Annotated in this window: 26 protein-coding genes; 21 read left to right on the top strand and 5 right to left on the bottom strand. The window is 65.7% G+C overall.

Going from position 1 to position 20,100, the window contains the following annotated elements; all coding sequences use genetic code 11:
- Positions 1–81: 81 nt before the first annotated feature.
- Positions 82–501 (bottom strand): hypothetical protein, encoded by a 420-nt coding sequence (locus tag NI2_RS14750; RefSeq protein ID WP_067491087.1) that lies wholly within the window; start codon positions 499–501, stop codon positions 82–84.
- A gap of 302 nt (positions 502–803) precedes the next feature.
- Here NI2_RS14750 and rplN point away from each other — a divergent pair, with 302 nt between their 5' ends.
- Genes rplN through NI2_RS14730 form a run of 4 tightly spaced genes read left to right on the top strand, consistent with a single transcriptional unit; the run spans position 804 to position 2,246 of the window.
- The gene (rplN, locus tag NI2_RS14745; protein WP_019045060.1) at positions 804–1,172 is read left to right on the top strand and encodes a 50S ribosomal protein L14; all 369 of its coding nucleotides are present in this window, start codon (positions 804–806) and stop codon (positions 1,170–1,172) included.
- A gap of 1 nt (position 1,173) precedes the next feature.
- A complete protein-coding gene (gene rplX, locus NI2_RS14740; RefSeq protein WP_067491085.1) occupies positions 1,174–1,491 on the top strand; it encodes a 50S ribosomal protein L24 in 318 nt (105 codons plus the stop codon).
- 1 nt (position 1,492) lies between these two features.
- Complete coding sequence (gene rplE / locus NI2_RS14735) at positions 1,493–2,056, top strand: 50S ribosomal protein L5 (protein WP_067491083.1); 564 nt, start codon at positions 1,493–1,495, stop codon at positions 2,054–2,056.
- A gap of 4 nt (positions 2,057–2,060) precedes the next feature.
- Positions 2,061–2,246 carry a type Z 30S ribosomal protein S14 gene (locus NI2_RS14730; protein WP_040731429.1) on the top strand — a complete coding sequence of 62 codons (186 nt, stop codon included), beginning with the start codon at positions 2,061–2,063 and terminating at the stop codon, positions 2,244–2,246.
- A 97-nt stretch (positions 2,247–2,343) separates the two neighbouring features.
- On the opposite strand, the gene NI2_RS14725 is transcribed toward NI2_RS14730, so the two are convergent.
- Together NI2_RS14725 and NI2_RS14720 are read right to left on the bottom strand one after the other, a co-directional pair.
- Positions 2,344–2,997, bottom strand: a complete 654-nt coding sequence (locus NI2_RS14725; protein ID WP_067491081.1) for a Uma2 family endonuclease — start codon at positions 2,995–2,997, stop codon at positions 2,344–2,346.
- 20 nt (positions 2,998–3,017) lie between these two features.
- Positions 3,018–4,589, bottom strand: a complete 1,572-nt coding sequence (locus NI2_RS14720) for an alpha/beta hydrolase (protein ID WP_243749848.1) — start codon at positions 4,587–4,589, stop codon at positions 3,018–3,020.
- A 389-nt stretch (positions 4,590–4,978) separates the two neighbouring features.
- Between NI2_RS14720 and NI2_RS14715 the strand changes: the two genes are divergently transcribed.
- The 14 genes from NI2_RS14715 to NI2_RS14650 all read left to right on the top strand — a co-directional run bounded on the left by NI2_RS14715 (position 4,979) and on the right by NI2_RS14650 (position 16,656).
- Entirely contained in the window at positions 4,979–5,623 is a 645-nt protein-coding gene (locus NI2_RS14715) for a YoaK family protein (RefSeq protein ID WP_067491079.1), read from the top strand.
- 240 nt (positions 5,624–5,863) lie between these two features.
- A complete protein-coding gene (gene rpsH, locus NI2_RS14710) occupies positions 5,864–6,262 on the top strand; it encodes a 30S ribosomal protein S8 (protein ID WP_067491077.1) in 399 nt (132 codons plus the stop codon).
- A gap of 15 nt (positions 6,263–6,277) precedes the next feature.
- Positions 6,278–6,817: a 50S ribosomal protein L6 gene (rplF, locus tag NI2_RS14705; RefSeq protein ID WP_067491075.1), complete on the top strand. Its 540-nt coding sequence runs from the start codon at positions 6,278–6,280 to the stop codon at positions 6,815–6,817.
- Positions 6,818–6,819: 2 nt separating this feature from the next.
- Complete coding sequence (gene rplR, locus NI2_RS14700; protein WP_067491072.1) at positions 6,820–7,227, top strand: 50S ribosomal protein L18; 408 nt, start codon at positions 6,820–6,822, stop codon at positions 7,225–7,227.
- 31 nt (positions 7,228–7,258) lie between these two features.
- Positions 7,259–7,912: a 30S ribosomal protein S5 gene (rpsE, locus tag NI2_RS14695; protein WP_067491070.1), complete on the top strand. Its 654-nt coding sequence runs from the start codon at positions 7,259–7,261 to the stop codon at positions 7,910–7,912.
- Between the two features lies 1 nt (position 7,913).
- A complete protein-coding gene (gene rpmD, locus NI2_RS14690) occupies positions 7,914–8,093 on the top strand; it encodes a 50S ribosomal protein L30 (RefSeq protein ID WP_067491217.1) in 180 nt (59 codons plus the stop codon).
- 1 nt (position 8,094) lies between these two features.
- On the top strand, positions 8,095–8,538 hold the full coding sequence (gene rplO, locus NI2_RS14685) for a 50S ribosomal protein L15 (RefSeq protein ID WP_067491068.1): 444 nt from the start codon (positions 8,095–8,097) through the stop codon (positions 8,536–8,538).
- 166 nt (positions 8,539–8,704) lie between these two features.
- A complete protein-coding gene (secY, locus tag NI2_RS14680) occupies positions 8,705–10,027 on the top strand; it encodes a preprotein translocase subunit SecY (protein WP_067491066.1) in 1,323 nt (440 codons plus the stop codon).
- On the top strand, positions 10,024–10,569 hold the full coding sequence (locus NI2_RS14675) for an adenylate kinase (protein ID WP_067491064.1): 546 nt from the start codon (positions 10,024–10,026) through the stop codon (positions 10,567–10,569). The genes secY and NI2_RS14675 overlap by 4 nt, the downstream gene beginning before the upstream one ends.
- The gene (gene map / locus NI2_RS14670; RefSeq protein WP_067491062.1) at positions 10,569–11,366 is read left to right on the top strand and encodes a type I methionyl aminopeptidase; all 798 of its coding nucleotides are present in this window, start codon (positions 10,569–10,571) and stop codon (positions 11,364–11,366) included. The genes NI2_RS14675 and map overlap by 1 nt, the downstream gene beginning before the upstream one ends.
- A gap of 84 nt (positions 11,367–11,450) precedes the next feature.
- A complete protein-coding gene (locus NI2_RS14665) occupies positions 11,451–12,542 on the top strand; it encodes a BMP family lipoprotein (RefSeq protein ID WP_067491060.1) in 1,092 nt (363 codons plus the stop codon).
- Between the two features lie 10 nt (positions 12,543–12,552).
- On the top strand, positions 12,553–14,070 hold the full coding sequence (locus NI2_RS14660; RefSeq protein WP_067491058.1) for an ABC transporter ATP-binding protein: 1,518 nt from the start codon (positions 12,553–12,555) through the stop codon (positions 14,068–14,070).
- Between the two features lie 28 nt (positions 14,071–14,098).
- Entirely contained in the window at positions 14,099–15,367 is a 1,269-nt protein-coding gene (locus NI2_RS14655; protein WP_067491056.1) for an ABC transporter permease, read from the top strand.
- Positions 15,364–16,656, top strand: coding sequence for an ABC transporter permease (locus NI2_RS14650; RefSeq protein ID WP_133733962.1), 1,293 nt, complete (start codon positions 15,364–15,366; stop codon positions 16,654–16,656). Before NI2_RS14655 ends, NI2_RS14650 begins: the two co-directional genes overlap by 4 nt.
- Position 16,657: 1 nt before the next feature.
- On the opposite strand, the gene dtd is transcribed toward NI2_RS14650, so the two are convergent.
- Complete coding sequence (gene dtd, locus NI2_RS14645) at positions 16,658–17,101, bottom strand: D-aminoacyl-tRNA deacylase (RefSeq protein ID WP_067491054.1); 444 nt, start codon at positions 17,099–17,101, stop codon at positions 16,658–16,660.
- 43 nt (positions 17,102–17,144) lie between these two features.
- On the opposite strand from dtd, the gene NI2_RS33795 reads away from it, so the two are divergent.
- Both NI2_RS33795 and NI2_RS14640 read left to right on the top strand, forming a co-directional pair.
- Positions 17,145–17,450 (top strand): hypothetical protein, encoded by a 306-nt coding sequence (locus NI2_RS33795; RefSeq protein ID WP_133733963.1) that lies wholly within the window; start codon positions 17,145–17,147, stop codon positions 17,448–17,450.
- A gap of 205 nt (positions 17,451–17,655) precedes the next feature.
- Entirely contained in the window at positions 17,656–18,840 is a 1,185-nt protein-coding gene (locus NI2_RS14640) for a DUF7373 family lipoprotein (protein ID WP_133733964.1), read from the top strand.
- Here NI2_RS14640 and NI2_RS33790 read toward each other — a convergent pair.
- Complete coding sequence (locus NI2_RS33790; protein ID WP_133733965.1) at positions 18,753–19,175, bottom strand: hypothetical protein; 423 nt, start codon at positions 19,173–19,175, stop codon at positions 18,753–18,755. The genes NI2_RS14640 and NI2_RS33790 overlap by 88 nt on opposite strands.
- On the opposite strand from NI2_RS33790, the gene NI2_RS14635 reads away from it, so the two are divergent.
- The gene (locus tag NI2_RS14635) at positions 19,059–20,099 is read left to right on the top strand and encodes a DUF7373 family lipoprotein (RefSeq protein ID WP_424991828.1); all 1,041 of its coding nucleotides are present in this window, start codon (positions 19,059–19,061) and stop codon (positions 20,097–20,099) included. The genes NI2_RS33790 and NI2_RS14635 overlap by 117 nt on opposite strands.
- Position 20,100 lies beyond the last annotated feature (1 nt).

Here is a 20,100-nt window from a genome sequence, read left to right as displayed (position 1 = left end):
ATGCGGCAACCGCACCCGTGCTCGTTGCGATCCAGCTCGCACAGGCTACCGGCGCGGCTGCCGTCTCGGGGGCTGCGGCGATCAGGAAGAGCTGCCCGCGCTGCCGGTCGCCAGGTCGCAGGCCAAACCACTGCCCGCGTTGATGATCCGCATGACCGTCGGCACGCGCTTGGAGACCAGCGGCATGCCGGTGGCGTGCAGCAGCGCCGTCAACTGCACTTCGACCTCGGATTCCACGTGGTAGAACGCGGTGGCCTTGGCGACGGTGACGCCGCCGACGGTGACCTCGAGGTCGACAGTGTCGCTGGCGAAGAACTTGCCGTTGGCGACGAAATCGACCTGGGCGCCGACGTAGTCGTCGAGGCCGACGACGTCGATCTTCGAGGTGCAACCGACCGTGAGGGTGTCGGTGAGCATGTCGATGACGGGCCCGGCGGCGGCCTGCGGCGCGAGCACCGTGAGGACGGCGGCGAAGGCAGTGGAGGCAAGGGTGAGTTTCATGGTGGCTCCTCGTCGGCTCGTCCCCGCGACGAGCAGGGGGACCGTAACAACGGGGCACACGCGCGCACGGGAGTTTGAAACATATTCGCTTCAAAATGGCCGACGACCCCCCGATTTGGGTCGACCTGGGGATTCACCTACACTAGACCGGTTGCCTGCGGGAGCTCTGCCCTCGCAATCCGGCCGTGAACCCCCAGTGGTGGACAAAACCGCTGGCAGGCGCGCGTCTGGTGGGTGACTGACCATGTGCGTCGGGTCGGCAATCCGGCGTACGTATACATCCAGGTCCAGGAGGTGCTGAAGTGATTCAGCAGGAGTCGCGACTGCGCGTCGCCGACAACACCGGGGCGAAGGAAATCCTTTGCATCCGCGTGCTCGGTGGCTCGTCGCGTCGCTATGCCGGTATCGGTGACATCATCGTCGCCACCGTCAAGGACGCCATCCCCGGCGCGAACGTCAAGAAGGGCGACGTCGTCAAGGCTGTCGTCGTGCGCACCGTCAAGGAGCGCCGCCGTCCGGACGGTTCCTACATCAAGTTCGACGAGAACGCCGCTGTGCTGATCAAGGCGGACAACGATCCGCGCGGCACCCGTATCTTCGGCCCCGTCGGCCGTGAGCTGCGCGACAAGCGTTTCATGAAGATCGTTTCGCTGGCCCCGGAGGTGCTCTGACATGAAGGTGCACAAGGGTGACACCGTGCTCGTCATCTCGGGCAAGGACAAGGGCGCCAAGGGCAAGGTCATCCAGGCCTACCCGGCGACCGGCAAGGTTCTCGTCGAAGGCGTGAACCGCATCAAGAAGCACGTCGCGGATTCCGCCAACCAGCGTGGCGCCTCCTCGGGTGGCATCGTGACCCAGGAAGCCCCCATCCAGGTTTCCAACGTGATGGTCGTCGACTCCGACGGAAACCCGACTCGCGTCGGCTACCGCACCGACGAAACCACCGGCAAGCGGGTTCGGATCTCCCGTAAGAACGGGAAGGACATCTGACATGACCACCTCTGAGCAGACTCAGCCCCGGCTGAAGGCGCGCTACCGCGCCGAGATCAAGGACGCGCTGAACAGCGAGTTCGAGTACGCCAACGTGATGCAGATCCCCGGCGTGGTCAAGGTCGTCGTCAACATGGGTGTCGGCGACGCCGCCCGTGACGCGAAGCTGATCAACGGTGCCGTCAAGGACCTCGAGCTGATCACCGGCCAGAAGCCGGAGATCCGCAAGGCCACCAAGTCGATCGCGCAGTTCAAGCTCCGTGAGGGCATGCCGATCGGCGCGAAGGTCACCCTTCGTGGCGACCGCATGTGGGAGTTCCTGGACCGTCTCGTGTCCATCGCGCTGCCCCGTATCCGCGACTTCCGCGGCCTGTCGCCGAAGCAGTTCGACGGCAACGGCAACTACACGTTCGGCCTGAGCGAGCAGTCGATGTTCCACGAGATCGACGTGGATTCCATCGACCGCCCGCGCGGTATGGACATCACCGTGGTGACCACGGCGACCAACAACGAAGAAGGCCGCGCGCTGCTGAAGCACCTCGGCTTCCCGTTCAAGGAGAACTGAGCACATGGCTAAGAAAGCACTGCGCATCAAGGCGGAGGCCAAGCCGAAGTTCGCCGTCCGCGCCTACACCCGCTGCCAGCGTTGCGGCCGCCCCCACGCGGTCTACCGCAAGTTCGGCCTGTGCCGCGTGTGCCTGCGCGAAATGGCCCACCGCGGTGAGCTCCCGGGCGTGCACAAGAGCTCCTGGTGACCCCGCGCTCCTCGTGAGCGCAGCCACCTAGGCGAATACCGTACGAAGGCACGGACTTCTCACCGAAGTCCGTGCCTTCGCGCGTTTCGGGCCCTGCTCAGAGCACCAGATCTCGCCACGGAATGGTGATCGGGAAGGGGAAGCCGATGGTGATCTCGGTGGAATCGCCCGGCGACCATGCGCCGACCAAGATGTAGTTGGCCTTGTGTAGCGGCGATACACCCGCGGGCAAGGGACCGGTACCGGATTCGAGGCCGAATGCCTGCACGTAGGCGATCTCACTGCGCCGCGGATGCAGGGTGACTTCCCAGTACCAGGGAATTCCCGCTGCCGCGTATTTGGCCTTCTTGGCTTCCATTTCGGCGGCGGTGTTCGAGGGGGAGAGGACCTCGCCGACCAGCAGCGCGTCGTCCGCGCGGACGTAGGCGTAAGGCTCGTCCAGGCATCGGTGGACCATGAAATCCGGTGTCACGAAGTCGGATTTGCCCTCCCGGCCGAAGAAGACGTTGGTCTCGGTGCGAACCTGCCAGCACTCGTCGGGTCTGTTGTCCATCGCGTACTTGGCGTCGCGCCGGAGAGCACTCCACAACAGGTTGCTCGCTTCCTGATGCTCCCCTGGTCCACGTCGCGTCCAGACCACACGACCGTCCCACAGTTCGATGTGCGAGGCGATTTCCTCGGGCTGCTGCTCGAGTTCCTCCCACGTCATATATTCGGGCAGCTTCGGGCGCCGGTCGTGCGCGTTCGTCATGGCGCAATGATAGGTACGGGTCAGGGGAAGGGGGAGTGGTCGACGCCGCAGCGCATGTCCTCGGGTGGGAGTTGGCCGGTGAACAAGTAGTCGCGTTTGGCTTGTTCGGCGCAGGTGCTGGGCACGTACATGCTGCTGTGGCCGGCGCCTTCGATCACCAGGACCCGGGCGGTGGCCAGTTGGGCGGCGCCGGCGTAGGCGCCGTGCAGTGGGGTCGCGGGGTCGTAGCGGCTGTTCATGACCAGGATGGGGGCGGCGGTCTGCCGGTTCCATGGGCCGGTGTAGCGGTCGGCGTCGCGGGCGGGCCAGAACGCGCAGGGCATGGCGTTGAAGACGGCGGTGCGGCCGAAGTAGGGGTTGTGCAGGTCTTCGACGGCGGCGACGCGGCTGTAGGCCGCGGGTTCGGTGGGGACCATGCTGTCGGCGCACTGGATGGCGTAGAACGCTTCGGCCCGGTTGGCGGGGTAGGCGGGGTCGAACAGCGAATCGGGGACGAGGGCGGGGGCGCTGGTCGCCGCGTCGAACAGTTGCTGCAGCAAGGTCGCCAGATCGGCATAGGTTTCGGGGCGCGACAGGCTGCCCGCGGCGGTCACCACCTGGGAGAACGTCCACGGTGTTCCGTCGAGCACGATGGGGGCGTGGCGGGCCCGTTCGGCCAGCGTGAGCCACTTCAGCTTCGGATCGCCCGCCGAGAACGCGCAGCGCGGGCCCGCCGCCGAGCATTCGCGCAGGAACGCGTCGAAGGTCTCGGCGATGCCGACCGCGACACCCTGCCTGGTATCGAGCGGAAGATGGGTGCCTTCCGCGCCGTGCCCGTCGGCATTGCCCTCGAAGTCGAGCGAACCGTCGAACACCATCGCGCGCACCCGGCGCGGAAACATGTTCGCGTAGACCGCGCCGACCTGCGTGCCGTAGGAGATGCCGTGATAGGTCAGCGCGTTGTCGCCCACCGCGCGACGCAGCAGCTCCAGATCACGGGCGGTATTGGCGGTGGAGGCGTGATTCAGGATCGGGCCCGCCGCCTGGCCGCAGCGTGCGGCGAGATCGGCCGAACGCGCGAAGAAGTCCGCTTCCTGACCCGCGTCGGTGGGGGTCCCGGGGAAGGCGCCGAAGTATTCGGCCTGTTCCTCGGCAGTGGCGAAGCAGTGCACGCCCGCACTGCGTGAGACCCCGCGCGGGTCCCAGGACACCAGGTCGAAGCGCGCGCGAAGCTCCTCGGAGAACAGCCACGGCCAGCGCCCCCGTTCCCGTAACCGGTCGATGCCCGAGGGCCCCGGACCGCCGAAGTTCACGAACAAGGTGCCCAGGCGCCTGCTCGGATCGCTCGCTGGGAGCCGGATGGTGGCCAGCTCCAGCTGCGCCCCCGCCGGTTCGTTGTAATTCAGGGGCACCCGCGCCAACGCGCACTGGAAACCGTCGTCGCAGTCCGACCAGCTCAACTCGGGAGTCGCCGCGGATTCGGCGAGCCGGTCGACATAGGCGTCGGCGGCGCGAGCGGGGGAGGGAAACACGAATGTGCCGACACCGAGCAGAACAGCCAGCGCGTAGAAGCCGCCTCGGCGGGTTCCACGGCGCACCGAGCGCGAAAACACCTGCCGAGCCTCCTGCGCAGATCCGACGAACTCCGTGAAGCTACCACACCGCCACCTGGGGAAATCGGTTGTCGCCGAACCTGTTTCGACGCCACACCGGGTAGTGCGTTGGATTCATAAAAGTCACACAGAATTCATCGGGAATTACCGGGTTACCTGTGTATTACCGGAACCTGATAATCCTGTGTCTTCTCCGAGAATGTGATCCGAGCAATGGCCGGCAATTCCACTTCTCGCTACCGTCGGGGTTGTCACGACAGCGGGAAGGGTCAAAGTCGATCCCCGATTCGATTCGATGCGAAGGATGTGGGATTGTGACTGCGACCACAGTAAAAAGGGCACGTGACCTGGGCAACCGCCAGCCGCTGCGGGGTATACCGGCAGGCGCGATGACAATGGTGGCGTTTCTTTCGATATTGGCGGGGTTTATCGGCGCAGCAGCCTATACGCATTCCGCCGGATACTTCGTGACATTCATGACCGGAAATACCGAACGCGCGCTCCTCGGCTGGTTCGACGGCGACTACCTGCTGGCCGTCGGGGCGATATCGCTGCTGTTCGCCTTCGGTCTCGGCGTCTTCGTGGCCTCGCTGCTGCGACGGCGGCTGTGGCGCAACGGCCACTACGGCGCCTCGGTGGTGACCACGGTCGCGCTGGCCGCCGCGGTGGTGGTCGACTACGTGGTCGGCCGAACCGGCGGGCAGGAACTGGATTTCGTCCCGATCATGTTCGTGGCGTTCGCGGTCGGCGCGCTCAACACCGCCTTCGTCAAGAACGGAGAGGTCAGCGTCCCGCTCAGCTACGTCACCGGAACGGTCGTGAAACTGGGCCAGGGTATCGAGAGCCACGTCAGCGGCGGCAGCGTGCGGGATTGGCTCGGCTACGGCCTGCAGTACGCGGCCTTCGCGACGGGCGCGCTGCTCGGTGGCGTGATGAGCATGCTGGTCGGCGGTGAGATGATGCTGATCGTGGCCACCGGCGTCTCGGCATCGGCGATCCTGGCCACCTCGAGGTCGAACGAGCCCGCGCCCTGACCCCGGATTTTGTCCTGACCACGGCGTTGCCTACACTAGAGCGGTTGCCTGGGCAGATCTGTGTCCGCTCCACGCTCGCCGTGGGCGGATCGTGCCGGGCGCCGAGGGCTCGTGAAGAGTACTCATCCGGTCGGTAAGTGCCGCCCGGACCAGCCGAATTGTTGTAGGCCCACGGTCGCCTCGCGAAAGCGGGGAGATGCTGCATGGGAACCGCAGCGAGAAAGGTGTCGAGGTCTAACCATGACCATGACTGATCCGATCGCAGACTTCTTGACGCGTCTGCGCAACGCCAACTCGGCGTACCACGATCAGGTGAAGGCTCCGCACTCCAAGCTCAAGGCGAACATCGCCGAGATCCTGAAGCGCGAGGGTTACATCGCCGATTACCGCACCGAAGACGCGCCGGTGGGCAAGGCCCTCGTCGTCGATCTGAAGTACGGCCCGAGCCGTGAGCGCAGCCTGCAGGGCCTGCGTCGCGTCTCGAAGCCGGGTCTGCGTGTGTACGCGAAGTCCACCAACCTGCCCAAGGTCCTCGGCGGCCTCGGCGTGGCGATCATCTCCACGTCGACCGGCCTGCTCACCGACCGGCAAGCGGCCAAGCAGGGCGTCGGGGGCGAAGTCCTCGCCTACGTCTGGTAAGGGAGGTCTGGACTAATGTCGCGTATTGGTAAAAACCCCATCGCAATCCCGGCCGGTGTCGACGTCAGCATCGACGGCCAGGTCGTCACGGTGAAGGGTCCCAAGGGCACCCTGTCGCACACCGTTGCCGAGCCGATCACCGTCAGCAAAGACGAAGCCAACCAGCTCGTGGTCGCCCGTCCCAACGACGAGCGCGCCAACCGTTCGCTGCACGGCCTGAGCCGCACCCTGATCGCCAACATGATCGAGGGTGTCACCAAGGGCTACGAGAAGAAGATGGAAATCTTCGGCGTCGGTTACCGCGTTCAGGCCAAGGGTTCGAACCTCGAGTTCGCCCTCGGCTACAGCCACCCGGTGCCGATCGAGGCCCCGGAGGGCATCACCTTCGCGGTGGAATCGCCCACCAAGTTCTCGGTTTCCGGGATCGACAAGCAGAAGGTCGGCCAGATCTCCGCTGTGATCCACGGACTGCGTAAGCCCGACCCGTACAAGGGCAAGGGCATCCGCTACGCCGGCGAGGTCGTTCGCCGCAAGGTCGGAAAGACGGGTAAGTGATCATGGCGCAAACTGCTAACCAGAAGGCCAAGCGGATTCCGCTGGGCAAGGACGCATCGACGAAGCGTCGTCTGTCGAAGACCCGCCGTCACTTCCGTCTGCGCAAGAAGGTCGTCGGCACCACCGAGCGTCCGCGCTTGGTCGTCAACCGTTCCTCGCGGCACCTGCACGCTCAGCTCGTCGACGATTCGGTCGGCAAGACCATCGCCGCCGCGTCCTCGATCGAGGCCGATGTGCGTGCGCTGGAGGGCGACAAGTCCGCCAAGGGCGCCAAGGTCGGTCAGCTGATCGCCGAGCGCGCCAAGGCTGCCGGTATCGAGTCGGTCGTGTTCGACCGTGGTGGTCACGACTACCACGGCCGCATCGCGGCGCTGGCCGATGCCGCTCGTGAAGGTGGGCTGAAGTTCTGATGACTGAATTTTCGAACGGAAGGAACGTCTGATGCCGGGACGTCAGCGGCGTGACGGCGGCAACGGACCCGCCGGACAGAACAACAACAACCCCAGCGGTGGCCCCGAGGGCAACCGTCGCGGTGGCGGCGATCGTCGCGGCGGCGGCGACCGTCGGGACAACGCGGCCGAGAAGAACCAGCTCGAGCGCGTAGTCGCGATCAACCGTGTCTCCAAGGTCGTGAAGGGTGGTCGTCGCTTCAGCTTCACCGCCCTCGTGATCGTCGGTGACGGCAACGGTCTGGTCGGCGTCGGCTACGGCAAGGCCAAGGAAGTTCCCGCGGCGATCCAGAAGGGTGTCGAGGAGGCTCGCAAGAGCTTCTTCCGCGTCCCGATGATCGGCTCGACCATCACCCACCCGGTTCAGGGTGAGGCGGCGGCCGGTGTCGTCATGCTGCGTCCGGCTTCGCCCGGTACCGGTGTGATCGCCGGTGGCGCGGCGCGTGCCGTGCTCGAATGCGCTGGCATTCACGACATTCTGGCCAAGTCGCTCGGTAGCGACAATGCGATCAACGTCGTTCACGCGACGGTTGCCGCGCTCAAGATGCTCCAGCGTCCCGAAGAGGTTGCCGCGCGTCGCGGTCTGCCGATCGAGGACGTCGCTCCGGCGGGCATGCTGCGTGCGCGTGCGGGACAGGGAGCCTGACATGGCAGATCTCAAGGTGACCCAGATCAAGAGCACGATCGGTGCCAAGGCGAACCAGCGCGCGAGCCTGCGTACCCTCGGCCTGCGGAAGATCCGCCAGTCGGTGGTTCGTGAGGACAACGCTCAGAACCGCGGTCTGATCAATGTCGTGCGCCACCTCGTAACAGTTGAGGAGGTCTGACATGACCATCAAATTGCACCACCTGCGTCCTGCGCCGGGTTCCAAGACCGAGAAGACCCGTGTGGGTCGCGGTGAGGGTTCCAAGGGCAAGACCGCCGGTCGTGGTACCAAGGGCACCAAGGCCCGCAAGAACGTCCCCGCGGCGTTCGAGGGTGGCCAGATGCCGCTGCACATGCGCCTGCCGAAGCTGAAGGGCTTCACCAACCGCTTCCGCGTGGAGTACCAGGTTGTGAACGTGGGCCGCATCGCGGAGCTGTTCCCCGAAGGCGGCACGGTCGGTAAGGCCGAGCTCGTCGCGGCCGGCGCCGTTCGCAAGAACGAGCTGGTGAAGGTCCTCGGTGACGGCGACATCTCCGTCGCCGTGCAGGTGACCGCCGACAAGGTGACCGGCTCCGCCAAGGAGAAGATCACCGCTGCCGGTGGCACCGTCACCGAACTGGCCTGACGGTACTGTAGTCACAGCGACACCGGACGAGTCGAGCACTCGTCCGGTGTCACTGTAGAGTCTCAACAAGTGTTGTCTGCCAAGCTCGTCATCGGCTGACGTCTCCACCACGACGCCGTGTTGGTTCAGTCGCATGGCATGACCATGTCGTTCGCCAGGAGGATCTGTGCTTTCCGCCTTCGTATCGGCCTTCCGGACTCCGGACTTACGGCGGAAGATTCTCTTCACGCTGGGGTTGATCGTGCTGTACCGGTTGGGTGCCGCGCTGCCGTCCCCCGGCGTCAACTATCAGAACGTCCAGGAATGCGTGAAGCTGGTCTCCGGTGGCGAGTCCGCCGGTATCTACCAGCTCATCAATCTGTTCTCCGGTGGTGCGCTACTGCAGCTTTCGGTGTTCGCGATCGGCATCATGCCGTACATCACCGCGAGCATCATCATCCAGCTGCTGACCGTGGTCATTCCGCGCTTCGAGGAGTTGCGCAAGGAAGGCCAAGCAGGCCAGACCAAGATGACGCAGTACACCCGCTACCTCTCGATCGCCCTGGCGATCCTGCAGGCCACGGGTCTCGTCGCGCTCGCTGCTCGCGGTCAGCTGCTGCAGGGCTGCCAGGAAGACATCCTCGAGGACACCGGCATCTTCGGCATGATCGTCATCGTGCTGGTGATGACCGCCGGTGCGGCCCTGGTGATGTGGTTCGGCGAGCAGATCACCGAGCGTGGTGTCGGTAACGGCATGTCGCTGCTGATCTTCGCCGGTATCGCCGCGCGTATCCCGCTCGACGGCAAGGCCATCCTCGATACCCGTGGCGCCATGATCTTCAGCCTCGTGTGTGTGGGTGTGCTGCTGATCATCGTCGCGGTGGTCTTCGTCGAACAGGGGCAGCGCCGGATCCCGGTGCAGTACGCCAAGCGCGTGGTCGGTCGCAAGATGTACGGCGGCTCCTCGACCTATCTGCCGCTGAAGGTCAACCAGGCCGGTGTTATCCCGGTGATCTTCGCGTCTTCGCTGCTCTACCTGCCCAACCTGATTTCGCAGCTCACCTCGTCGAGCACCGCGACGGACCCGAGCTGGTGGCAGGAGATCATCCAGAAGTATCTGGTCGATCCGACCAACCCGGTCTACATCGCCGTCTACTTCGGTTTGATCGTGTTCTTCACCTACTTCTACGTCGCGATCACCTTCAACCCGGAGGAACGCGCGGACGAGATGAAGAAGTTCGGTGGCTTCATTCCGGGCTACCGCCCCGGCAAGCCGACCGCCGACTACCTCAATTATGTTCTGAGCCGCATCACCCTGCCCGGCTCGATCTACCTCGGCGCGGTCACCGTCCTGCCGAGTATCGCCCTCGGCAGCGGCAGCACGGGCCAGTCGGCGAACATGTCCTTCGGCGGTGCCGCGGTGCTCATCATGGTCAGCGTGGGTCTCGACACGGTCAAGCAGATCGAGAGCCAGCTGATGAATCGAAATTACGAAGGGTTCCTCAAGTGAGAGTTGTTCTGCTCGGTCCGCCGGGTGCCGGCAAAGGTACTCAGGCCGTCCTGCTGTCGGAAAAGCTGGGCGTTCCGCACATCTCCACCGGAGACCTCTTCCGCGCGAACATCAGCCAGCAGACCGCCCTCGGTCGCGAGGCGCAGAAGTACATGGACGCCGGTGACCTGGTCCCCAGCGATGTCACCAACCGCATGGTCGAAGCCCGCGTCGCCGAACCGGACGCCGCGAACGGTTTCGTCCTCGACGGTTACCCGCGCACGGTCGACCAGGCCGACGCGCTGAAGAAGATCCTCGAGCATCACGGCACCGCGCTCGACGCCGTGCTGTGCTTCGTGGTCGCCGAGGACACCGTGGTCGAGCGCATGCTCGCCCGTGGCCGCGCCGACGACACCGAGGACGTCATCCGCAACCGGCTGCGGGTCTACCGCGAGGAGACCGAGCCGCTGCTCGAGTACTACGACGGTCTGGTCGTGACCGTCGACGGTCTCGGCGAGGTCGACGACGTCAACGCGCGAGCGCTGAAGGCTCTCGGCCAGTAATGGCATTCGGTCGGAAGAAGAAGGTCGTGCCGTTCCGCACGGCGGGCGAACTCGACGCCATGGCGGCGGCGGGCGCGATCGTCGGACGGGCGCTGGTCGCCGTGCGCGACGCCGCCAAGCCCGGGGTGTCGACGCTCGAGCTCGACGAGGTCGCCGAGCAGGTGATCCGGGAGGCGGGCGCGGTTCCGTCGTTCAAGGGTTACCACGGCTTTCCCGGCTCGATCTGTTCTTCGGTCAACGACCGTGTGGTGCACGGGATCCCCTCGGCGAGTGAGATTCTCACCGAGGGTGATCTGGTGTCGATCGACTGCGGCGCCATCCTCGACGGCTGGCACGGCGATTCGGCCTGGACCTTCGGCGTCGGCAACATCATCGAAGCCGATCGCCTGCTCAGCGAGGCCACCAAGTGGTCGATGGAGGCGGGCATCGGCGCGATGGTGCCCGGCAACCGGCTCACCGATGTGTCGCACGCGATCGAGCTCGGCACCCGGGCCGCCGAAGAGGTGCACGGCCGCAAATACGGCATCGTCGACGGCTACGGCGGCCACGCGATCGGCCGTGAGATGCACATGGACCCCTTCCTCCCGAACGAGGGCGCCCCGGGCAAGGGCCCGCGCCTGGTGGTCGGATCGGTCCTGGCCATCGAGCCGATGCTCACCCTCGGCACCACCGAAACCACAACCCTCGACGACGACTGGACCGTGGTCACCACCGACGGTTCCCGCGCCGCCCACTGGGAACACAGCGTCGCCGTCACCGAGGACGGCCCACGCATCCTCACCCTGCGCCCGGAGTGACTTCGCGAAAGTCTTTCGCGACTTTTCGGTGAAGTAATGTTTCGAATCCGGCTCGGTGCCGGGGGAATCCTGTATCTCTGAGTAATGAGATCTGGGATCGCGCTGATCGCCGTCGTCGCCACCTGTGCGGTGACGGCGTCGCTCGTCGGTTGCGGTGAGCCGCCTGCCGAGTCGCGCTACACGGGATCGGGCAATACCTACGGTTCGGCGAATGCCGATTTCGAGACCTGCATGGTGACCGATGCGGGCGGGGTGGACGACAAGTCGTTCAACGAATCCGGCTGGAACGGGGTGAAGGCGGCGATCGACGCCAACCCCGGGGTCTACGGTTCCTACCGGCAGTCGAACAGTTCCGCCGATTACGAACCCAACCTGCGGGCCTCGGCCGATGACGACTGCGATCTGGTGATCGGGGTCGGCGGCCTGATGGCCGAGGCGGTGGCACAGGTGGCGGGGGAGTACCCGGATCAGCGGTTCGCCATCGTCGACGCGCACGTGGAGTTGGACAACGTCTATTCGATGGAGTTCAACGCCGCCCAATCCTCTTATCTCGCAGGCTATCTCGCGGCGGGGATGACCAAGACCGGCCGCGTCGCGACCTGGGGTGGCATGCAGATCCCCGCCGTGACGATCTTCATGGACGGTTTCGCGGCAGGCGTGGCCAGGTACAACCAGGTTCACGGGACGGGTACCGAGGTGCTCGGCTGGAATGTCGCCGATCAGAACGGTTCGTTCACCGGCAATTTCGACGACACAAGTGCCGGTCGCTCGCTGACCGAGAATTTCATCGCCCAGGGCGCCGACATCATTCATCCGGTGGCCGGTCCTGTCGGCATGGGCGGTGCGTCGGCGGTGCAGGATTCGCCGGGGGTGAGCATGATCTGGGTCGATTCCGACGGGTACGAAGCCGTGCCGGAATACAAAGACATCATGTTGTCGTCGTCGATGAAGGACATTTCCGCCGCGGTGCGCGTCGCGATCGACAACGCTTTCGCCGAGGGACCGAAAGACGGCCGGTACGTCGGCACGCTCGGCAACGGTGGGGTCGGCCTCGCGCCGTTCCATGATTTCGACGGTGCCGTGCCCGAGCGGCTGAAACAAGAGCTCACGGCCCTGCGCACCGAGATCGTCGAAGGCCGGATCGTGATCGACTCACCCGCCGCCCCCAAGCTTTGAGGACAACGACATGCGACTCGAAGTACGGGGACTGACAAAAGCTTTCGGCGATTTCCTGGCCGACGAGAATGTCGACCTGGTGGTGGAACCCGGCCAGGTGCACGCGATTCTCGGTGAGAACGGCGCGGGCAAATCCACCCTGATGAATATGCTCTACGGCATTCTCGAACCGACCAGCGGCGACATCCTCATCGACGGCGCACCCGTGCGGTTCCGTTCACCCAGCGACGCGATCGCCGCCGGAATCGGCATGGTGCACCAGCATTTCAAGCTGGTCGGCCCGTTCAGCGTTGCCGACAACGTGCAGCTGGGTCGCGAACACGCCAAGCGCGGGATCCTGGACCGGGCGGCGGCACGTGACGCGGTGCGCGCGGTGTCGGATCGCTACGGTCTCGCGCTCGACCCGGATGCCATCTGTGCGGACCTGCCGGTGGGTGTGCAGCAGCGGGTGGAGATCGTCAAGGCGCTCTCCGGCGACACCGACCTGCTGATCCTGGACGAACCCACCGCCGTGCTCACACCGCCGGAAGTAGCCGAACTGCTCGGCATCATCCGCAATCTCACCGCCGCTGGCATGTCGGTGATCTTCATCAGCCACAAGCTCAAAGAGGTGAAGGCCATCGCCGACACCATCACGGTGCTGCGCCGGGGCAAGGTGGTGGCCCAGGCCTCGCCCGAGGACAGCGAGGCCGAGCTGGCGGCGGCGATGGTCGGGCGGTCGGTGATCCTGACCGTCGAGCGCACGCCCGCCGATCCTGGTGCGGTCGCCTTGGCGGTGCGGGATCTGACGGTGCTCGGCGAGCGGGGCACGGCGGTGCTCGACGGGCTGAACCTCACGGTGCGAGCCGGGGAGATCGTCGGGTTGGCCGGGGTGGAGGGCAACGGCCAGACCGAACTCGCCAGGGCCGTGCTCGGCACCGTCCGCCCGGACGGCGGAACGGTCGAGCTGGGCGGGGTGCCGGTGACCTCGTGGGATCCGTACCGGCGCATCGTCGCCGGGCTCGGCTACATTCCGGAGGACCGTGGCCGCGACGGGCTGGCGGCTGACTTCACCGTGGCCGAGAACCTCGTGCTCAACCAGTACCGCGACGCACCGCTGTCGCATCGCGGCGTGCTCGACAGCGACGCCGTGCGCACGCTGGCCGACAAGGCCATCGCCGACTTCGACATCCGCACCCGCGGGCCGGGCGAGCTCGTGTCGGCGCTGTCGGGTGGCAACCAGCAGAAGGTGGTGATCGCCCGCGAATTCTCCCGTCCCCGTGCGGTTCTCGTCGCCGCACAGCCCACCCGAGGGGTGGACGTGGGCGCTATCGAATTCATCCACAGCAGGCTCGTCGCCGAACGTGACTCGGGGACCGGGGTGCTGCTCATCTCCGCCGAACTGGACGAGATCCTCGCCCTGTCCGACCGGATCGCGGTGATCCACAACGGGCAGATCGTCGGCGAGGTCGGGCCGGACACCCCGCGCGAGATCATCGGTCAGCTGATGGCAGGCCACCGCCCCACCGAATCCGCCACCCCGAGCTGAACTGGCGCCGACATCCTCGAGGATTCCCATGCCGAGTACGACCACCGCGCCGGAGACCGAATCGCCCCGGCCCGAAAGACCAGGTTTCGGCCGCACCTTCACCCGGTACCTGACCGAAGCCAACAGCGTGATGGTGACCATCTATTCGCTGCTGCTCGCCTTCGCGATCGGCGCGCTGCTCATCATCGTTTCCGATCCGTCGGTGCGCCGGGCCTGGGGCTACTTCCTCAACCGGCCCTCCGACGCGCTGAGTTTCTCCTGGCAGGCGGTGAGCACGGCCTACCGTGACCTGTTCGAGGGCGCCATTCTCGACATCGGCCGCCTGCAGGAGTTCTTCGACGGCACGGCCACCCTCGCCCAGGTGCTGCGCCCGATCTCGGAGACGCTCACCTACGCCACCCCGCTGATCTTCACCGGGCTCGCCGTGGGGTTGGCGTTCCGGGCCGGACTGTTCAATATCGGTGGGCACGGGCAGTTCATCTTCGGCATGCTCGGTGCGTTGATCGTCGGTTTCGCGACCGATCTGCCGCCGCTGCTGCATGTGCCGCTGGCGCTGGCCGCCGGTGCGCTCGCGGGCGGGATCTTCGGCGCGGTTCCGGGTGTGCTGAAGGCGAAAACCGGTGCACACGAGGTGATCTCGTCGATCATGCTGAACAATATCGCCACCTATTTCCTGCTCTGGGCGTTGAGCACCACCTTCATCCACTCGCTGACCTCCCAGGAGCTGGTGTCCAAGCCGGTCGACATCTCGGCGCGGCTGCCCCGGCTCCTCGGCTGGGCGGGGTCGGGGCTGCGGGTGAGTGTCGGTCTGCTGATCGCGTTGGCGCTGGCGGCGGGGATCTGGTGGCTGCTGCGCAAGTCGACGTTCGGGTACCGGATTCGCGCGGTCGGGGCGAATCCGCACGCGGCGCAGACGGCGGGCATCGACATGGGTCGCACGTTCATCACCACGATGGGAGTGTCCGGAGCGCTCGCCGGGATCGGTGGTGGGGCGCTGGTGCTCGGATTGAACCCGTACACGGTCAACCCCGGAACGGTAGCCGAGTTCGGCTTCGACGGGATCACCGTCGCCTTGCTCGGACGGGCGCATCCGGGCGGGATCGTCGCGGCGGCGCTGCTGTTCGGTGCGTTGAAGTCGGGCACGCTGCACATGCAGCCCGCCATCCCGGTGGAGATGTCGACGCTGCTGCAGGCGGTGATCGTGCTGTTCATCGCCGCGCCCGCCCTGGTGAAAACCCTGCTGCACCTGCGCACCCCGCGCGGTGGGCTCAACACGCTGGAAGCGAGGGGCTGGTGAGTACCGCTGTCGCCGAATCGAAACCGGTCGTCGTGACCGAGACCGTGCGTCACCCGGTGGGTGGGGCAGTGCTCGTCGTCCTCGGGGCGGTGCTCGCCGTCGCGGCATTGCTGTGGATGCCCGACGGGCGGGCCACCACGTTCCGTCTCGATCAGACCGTCGAAAACAGCTGGACTGTCAGTACTTTCGGCATCGTTGTGACGCTTGCGGTGCTCACCATTCTGCTCGGAGTGCTGATGCTCGCGCGGGCGGTGAGTGCGCGCACGCACGGGGTGATCGTGGGGGTGGCGGCGACCGCGCTGGTGATCGCGGTGCTGTCCTGGGTGGTGACGCCCGGCGTCGGGTTCCCGGTGGAGTTCGTGCTGGCCACCACGCTGTTCCTGGCCTTGCCGTTCATCTTCGGCGCTCTGTCCGGGGTGGTGTGTGAGCGGTCCGGTGTCATCAACCTCGGCATCGAAGGACAGTTCCTGGCGGGCGCCTTCACCGCCGTGCTGTTCGCCTCGATCACCGGCAACCCCTATGTCGGCATCCTCGCGGCAGTGCTCAGCGGCATGGTCTCCACGCTGCTGCTGGCCTGGCTGGCCACCCGTTTCGAGGTGAATCAGCTGGTCACCGGTGTGATCCTGAACCTGCTCGCGCTCGGTCTCACCGGGTTTCTGTTCGAGCGGCTCATGCGCATGGACCATTCGCTCAACCAGCCGAGCACGGTGCCGCGCATCGGCGGATTCCTGCACGACATCGGCCTCGGTTTCCTCACCGACATCCCGATCCTCGGACCGGTCCTCTTCGACCAGAACCTCTTTGTCTACGTGGCGCTGGCCTGCGTGTTCGGCCTGTCCTACCTGCTGTTCCACACCAGGTGGGGGCTGCGGACCCGTGCCGTCGGCGAGCACCCGGCCGCCGCCGACGCCGCCGGCATCGACGTGAACCGGCTGCGATTCTGGAACGTCACCTGTGCGGGTGCGCTGTCAGGTTTCGGTGGCGCGTTCTTCACCATCGCCAACAATGTGGCCTTCAGCAAGAACATGACCGCGGCCCTCGGTTTCGTCGCGCTCGCGGTAATGATCGTCGGCCGCTGGAACCCCGTCGGCGCCCTCCTGGCGGCCCTGCTCTTCGGCTTCTCCAGCGCCCTGCAACGGTTCCTCAACACCATGCCCGGCAACCCGATCCCCACCGAATTCCTCGGCATGCTGCCCTACGTGGTGACTCTCGTCGTGGTCGCCGGATTCATCGGAAAAGCCGTCGCGCCCGCCGCAGACGGTATTCCGTACCGGCCGGGTGACAATTAGTTCAGCCTTCGAGCAGGACGGTGACCGGGCCGTCGTTGGTCAGATCTATGTGCATGTGCGCGCCGAATTTTCCGGTGGCCACGGTGGCACGCAGGTCACGCAGGGCGTCGGCGAAGGTGTCCACCAGGGGTTCGGCGACCGGGCCCGGGGCGGCCGCGTTCCAGGAGGGGCGGCGCCCCTTGGCGGTGTTGGCGTAAAGGGTGAACTGGCTGACGACGAGGATCGGCGCGTTCAGGTCGGCGGCCGAACGTTCCCCGTCGAGAATGCGCAGACGGAAAGCCTTGTCCGCCAGCGCTTTCGCGAGGTCCTCGGTATCGGTGTGGGTCACACCGACCAGCGCGAGCAGGCCGTGCGGCGCACCCGTCGCGGCCGGGTCGATCCGGCCGACGACCTGATCGTCGACGGTTACCTGGGCGGTGGTCACACGTTGCAGCAGTACTCGCACAGTAATCGATCATGCCGGGTGACCCGGATCGACGGTAATCGGGGTGCAATCAATTGTCGCGAACAATTCGACGATTCCGAAAGCATTGCCCGGCTGCGGTTTACATTTGCCGCCGACAACAGATACTTTTACCGGTATGACGGAAGAGCAAGTGCAGCAACGTAAGAATCTATTCATGGGGGGAATTGCGGCACTGGCAGGCTTCGGCCTGTTCATTCTGATGTTCTCGGCATTCGGTATGGAGCCGAGCGGCTTCACCAGCGCGATCACCACGGGCCTGCTGGTGACGGCAGCAGCCTGCTTCGGCAGCGCGGCCCGAATCAAACGAGACGCGAACCGCAACTCCTGAGCACACAAAAGCCGTCGCTCCGATGCGGGGCAGCGGCTTTGCGTGCTTCAAGTTGAATACCGCAGGTTCCCAAGCGGTTTCACTCGAGCTCGGAAGGCGATCCGCACGGCTGTGCGGTAGGTTCGCCCTAGCTCACCGCGAAGGTGGGTGCTGTGGCTTCCGGCCGCGTGAAAGCCGGGGCCGGTAGATGGGGAAATTCGGGGGAATGCGCGGTACTGCAGTGCTTTCAGGGGTCATTGCCGCGGCGATGCTGGTGATTGCCGGTTGTTCGGCGGATCCGGTGGTAGAACCACCACCTGAACAGGTGGTCGATCTCGCGAAACTGGATGTCGGGACGTATCCGACGGTGCCGCGCGAGATCACCACGACACCGTCTTGGGAGCTGGCTCGGTATATGGAGGGTGTGCGGCTGGGTTCCGTGCTGCCGTTGCCGGCGGAGATCGATCCGCAGTTCGTCGCATCGGCAACCGGCGGCCGGGCCTTTCCGACGCCGACGCAAGATTTGAACGAGGTCTTCGGAGACGGGTTCGGCGAGGACGCGAAGGGCCTCATTGCCGGCCTCACCAGCGTTGCCCGGTCCCACGAGGACATCAACATCTCACAGACGCTTTCGGTGCAGGCCATGCTGTTCGATTCACCCGAGGCGGCGCAGTCGGCCGCCGTCGCGCTCCATCGGCGAGGTGACGGCCCGGATGCTGCGGTGGAGCAGATCGAATCGGCATACCATCCGAGCGCGCTCATGGTGTGGCGCAATGACGCTCAGCGGGTGACCGCCTGGATGGCGGCAGCGCGCTTCGTCATCAAGGTCGGTGTGTGGAGCGACGAGAACAAGACATTGGCGATCTCCGATCAGGCAGCTTTGGTCCCGTTGGCGGACAAGGCCATGACAGTCACCGCGCAGCGGTTGGCCGCCTACATACCGACGCCGGTGGACCGCTTGCCCTCGATCCCCGTCGATCCGGACAAGATGCTGGCCCGCACCCTGCCTGTCGGCAGCGAAACCGGAGGCGCACGTGAGTTCCCCACTCTCGAAGACGGACACGGCGCGCTGCACGGGGCGGTTGATCTGGTGAACACCCGACGCATCAACGAGGCGGCCGGGGTCGATCGGGTAGCCCAGGACAAGAGCACCGTCTATCGCACGAGGGATGCCGAGAGCGCACGCTGGTTGCTCGCCGAAGCCGGTCACGACAAATTCCTCCGACCGATCGAGGGCCCGGTGGGGCTCGCCGCCGCCGCGTGCTACGAGTCTCTGCGCCCGAATACCGGTTCGCGCTATTTCTGCGGCGTGAGTCATGACCGCTACGCGGCGGTGGTGTCGTCTTCCCAGGCCAGCGATGTGCGGCAGGCGATTTCGGCGCAGTACGCGATTCTGGTGAACGCGGGATGAGGCGGCGTCGGATGGTGCTGCTGCTCGCCGCGTCGCTCGTCGTCGCCGCGTGTGGTGGCTCGATGCAGGGGCGAGCGGGGCCGGGCGAAATCGATGTCCGGAAACTCGATGTCGGAAAATACGCGGTCCTCCCGTACGAATTTCGGGAAGCGGTCTATCACCACACGGTCAGCCAAGGTCGAGCGCTTGCCATCGCGCGTTTGGCGAACAGTGTCGCGCTGGGCACCGAGATAGACCCGGCCCTGCGGTACGGCATCGAGCGGCATGCGATCGACGAGCCACGCGAAGTGGCTGCGGTGCTCGCGGATGCGACGAGGAGCGTTGCCGAGAAACACGGAGTGATGTTCGGGTTCTCTGTGCGCAGCCGCACCACGCCGCTGCGGGAAAACACCTATGCGAGCGAGGTCTTGGAGGGCGAGCCGGACCAAGGCGACACGACTGCGGTCGGAATAACCGTCCTGCAGCTTCCCGACCAGGCGCGGGCACGGGCAGCGGCCCTGGAACTGGAACAGGCGGACTTCTGGCTCGCCCCCGATCTCAATGTGCCGGTATTCCTGGACAACTATCCGGCTGCCCAGGGACATTGGCGCCCCGGCGTCCGGTCGATGGTTTCGGTGGTCGCTCACGGACAGTATGTCGTGCACGTCTACGCCGTCGCGCCGAAGCCGGAGCTGGGCGCACTGCGCTCGCTGACCGAACGCACCCTCGCGGCCCAGTTGCCACTGCTCGACGCGTTGCCCCCGCTCTCGCCCAGGGAAGTGCTGCGGCTCGACCGCGACCCCGATGGCGTGCTCCGCCGAGTTCTCGACCCCCGCGAGCGGATGCCGAGCCAGCCCGCATTCGACGTCGACTACACCACGGCCACTATGACGCCCCGTGCGTTCCTGCAGCTCACCGAGGACAGGCAGGAGTGGAAACGCATCCTCGACCTCGGCGGCGTCGACCGTATCGCCACCGTCTACGAGGGTGCTTTGTTGCTACGCGCCCGTGATCGTGACGCCGCCGAGCGGGTGTGGCAGGCCCGCAAGGATCTGCCGACGACCACACCGTTGGCGGGCCCGCAGGTGCCCGACACGTTCTGCTTCAACAATGCCGAGAAGTATTCGCCTGCCGGCCCGTACGTGTCGCGGGAGACGCGATACCTGTGCGTTCTGCGCTACGACCGCTACGTCGCCGTCGTCATGAGCAATCAGGTCCCCGACCTGTATCAACGGGCTGCGGCACAGTACGCGCTCCTGGCCAACAGCGCCTATTTGTAAG

This window comes from Nocardia ignorata NBRC 108230 (genome assembly GCF_001612905.1).
Classification (GTDB): Bacteria; Actinomycetota; Actinomycetes; order Mycobacteriales; family Mycobacteriaceae; genus Nocardia; species Nocardia ignorata.
The sequence above is the reverse complement of the archived record's forward strand: the minus strand, read 5'-3'. Positions and strand labels throughout refer to the sequence as shown.

Coding starts and splice junctions, on each gene's coding strand:
- NI2_RS14750 (WP_067491087.1), bottom strand. CDS start 501: ATGAAACTCACCCTTGCCTCCACTGCCTTCGCCGCCGTCCTCACGGTG.
- rplX (WP_067491085.1), top strand. CDS start 1,174: ATGAAGGTGCACAAGGGTGACACCGTGCTCGTCATCTCGGGCAAGGAC.
- rplE (WP_067491083.1), top strand. CDS start 1,493: ATGACCACCTCTGAGCAGACTCAGCCCCGGCTGAAGGCGCGCTACCGC.
- NI2_RS14730 (WP_040731429.1), top strand. CDS start 2,061: ATGGCTAAGAAAGCACTGCGCATCAAGGCGGAGGCCAAGCCGAAGTTC.
- NI2_RS14725 (WP_067491081.1), bottom strand. CDS start 2,997: ATGACGAACGCGCACGACCGGCGCCCGAAGCTGCCCGAATATATGACG.
- NI2_RS14715 (WP_067491079.1), top strand. CDS start 4,979: ATGACAATGGTGGCGTTTCTTTCGATATTGGCGGGGTTTATCGGCGCA.
- rpsH (WP_067491077.1), top strand. CDS start 5,864: ATGACCATGACTGATCCGATCGCAGACTTCTTGACGCGTCTGCGCAAC.
- rplF (WP_067491075.1), top strand. CDS start 6,278: ATGTCGCGTATTGGTAAAAACCCCATCGCAATCCCGGCCGGTGTCGAC.
- rplR (WP_067491072.1), top strand. CDS start 6,820: ATGGCGCAAACTGCTAACCAGAAGGCCAAGCGGATTCCGCTGGGCAAG.
- rpsE (WP_067491070.1), top strand. CDS start 7,259: ATGCCGGGACGTCAGCGGCGTGACGGCGGCAACGGACCCGCCGGACAG.
- rpmD (WP_067491217.1), top strand. CDS start 7,914: ATGGCAGATCTCAAGGTGACCCAGATCAAGAGCACGATCGGTGCCAAG.
- rplO (WP_067491068.1), top strand. CDS start 8,095: ATGACCATCAAATTGCACCACCTGCGTCCTGCGCCGGGTTCCAAGACC.
- map (WP_067491062.1), top strand. CDS start 10,569: ATGGCATTCGGTCGGAAGAAGAAGGTCGTGCCGTTCCGCACGGCGGGC.
- NI2_RS14665 (WP_067491060.1), top strand. CDS start 11,451: ATGAGATCTGGGATCGCGCTGATCGCCGTCGTCGCCACCTGTGCGGTG.
- NI2_RS14660 (WP_067491058.1), top strand. CDS start 12,553: ATGCGACTCGAAGTACGGGGACTGACAAAAGCTTTCGGCGATTTCCTG.
- NI2_RS14655 (WP_067491056.1), top strand. CDS start 14,099: ATGCCGAGTACGACCACCGCGCCGGAGACCGAATCGCCCCGGCCCGAA.
- NI2_RS14640 (WP_133733964.1), top strand. CDS start 17,656: ATGCGCGGTACTGCAGTGCTTTCAGGGGTCATTGCCGCGGCGATGCTG.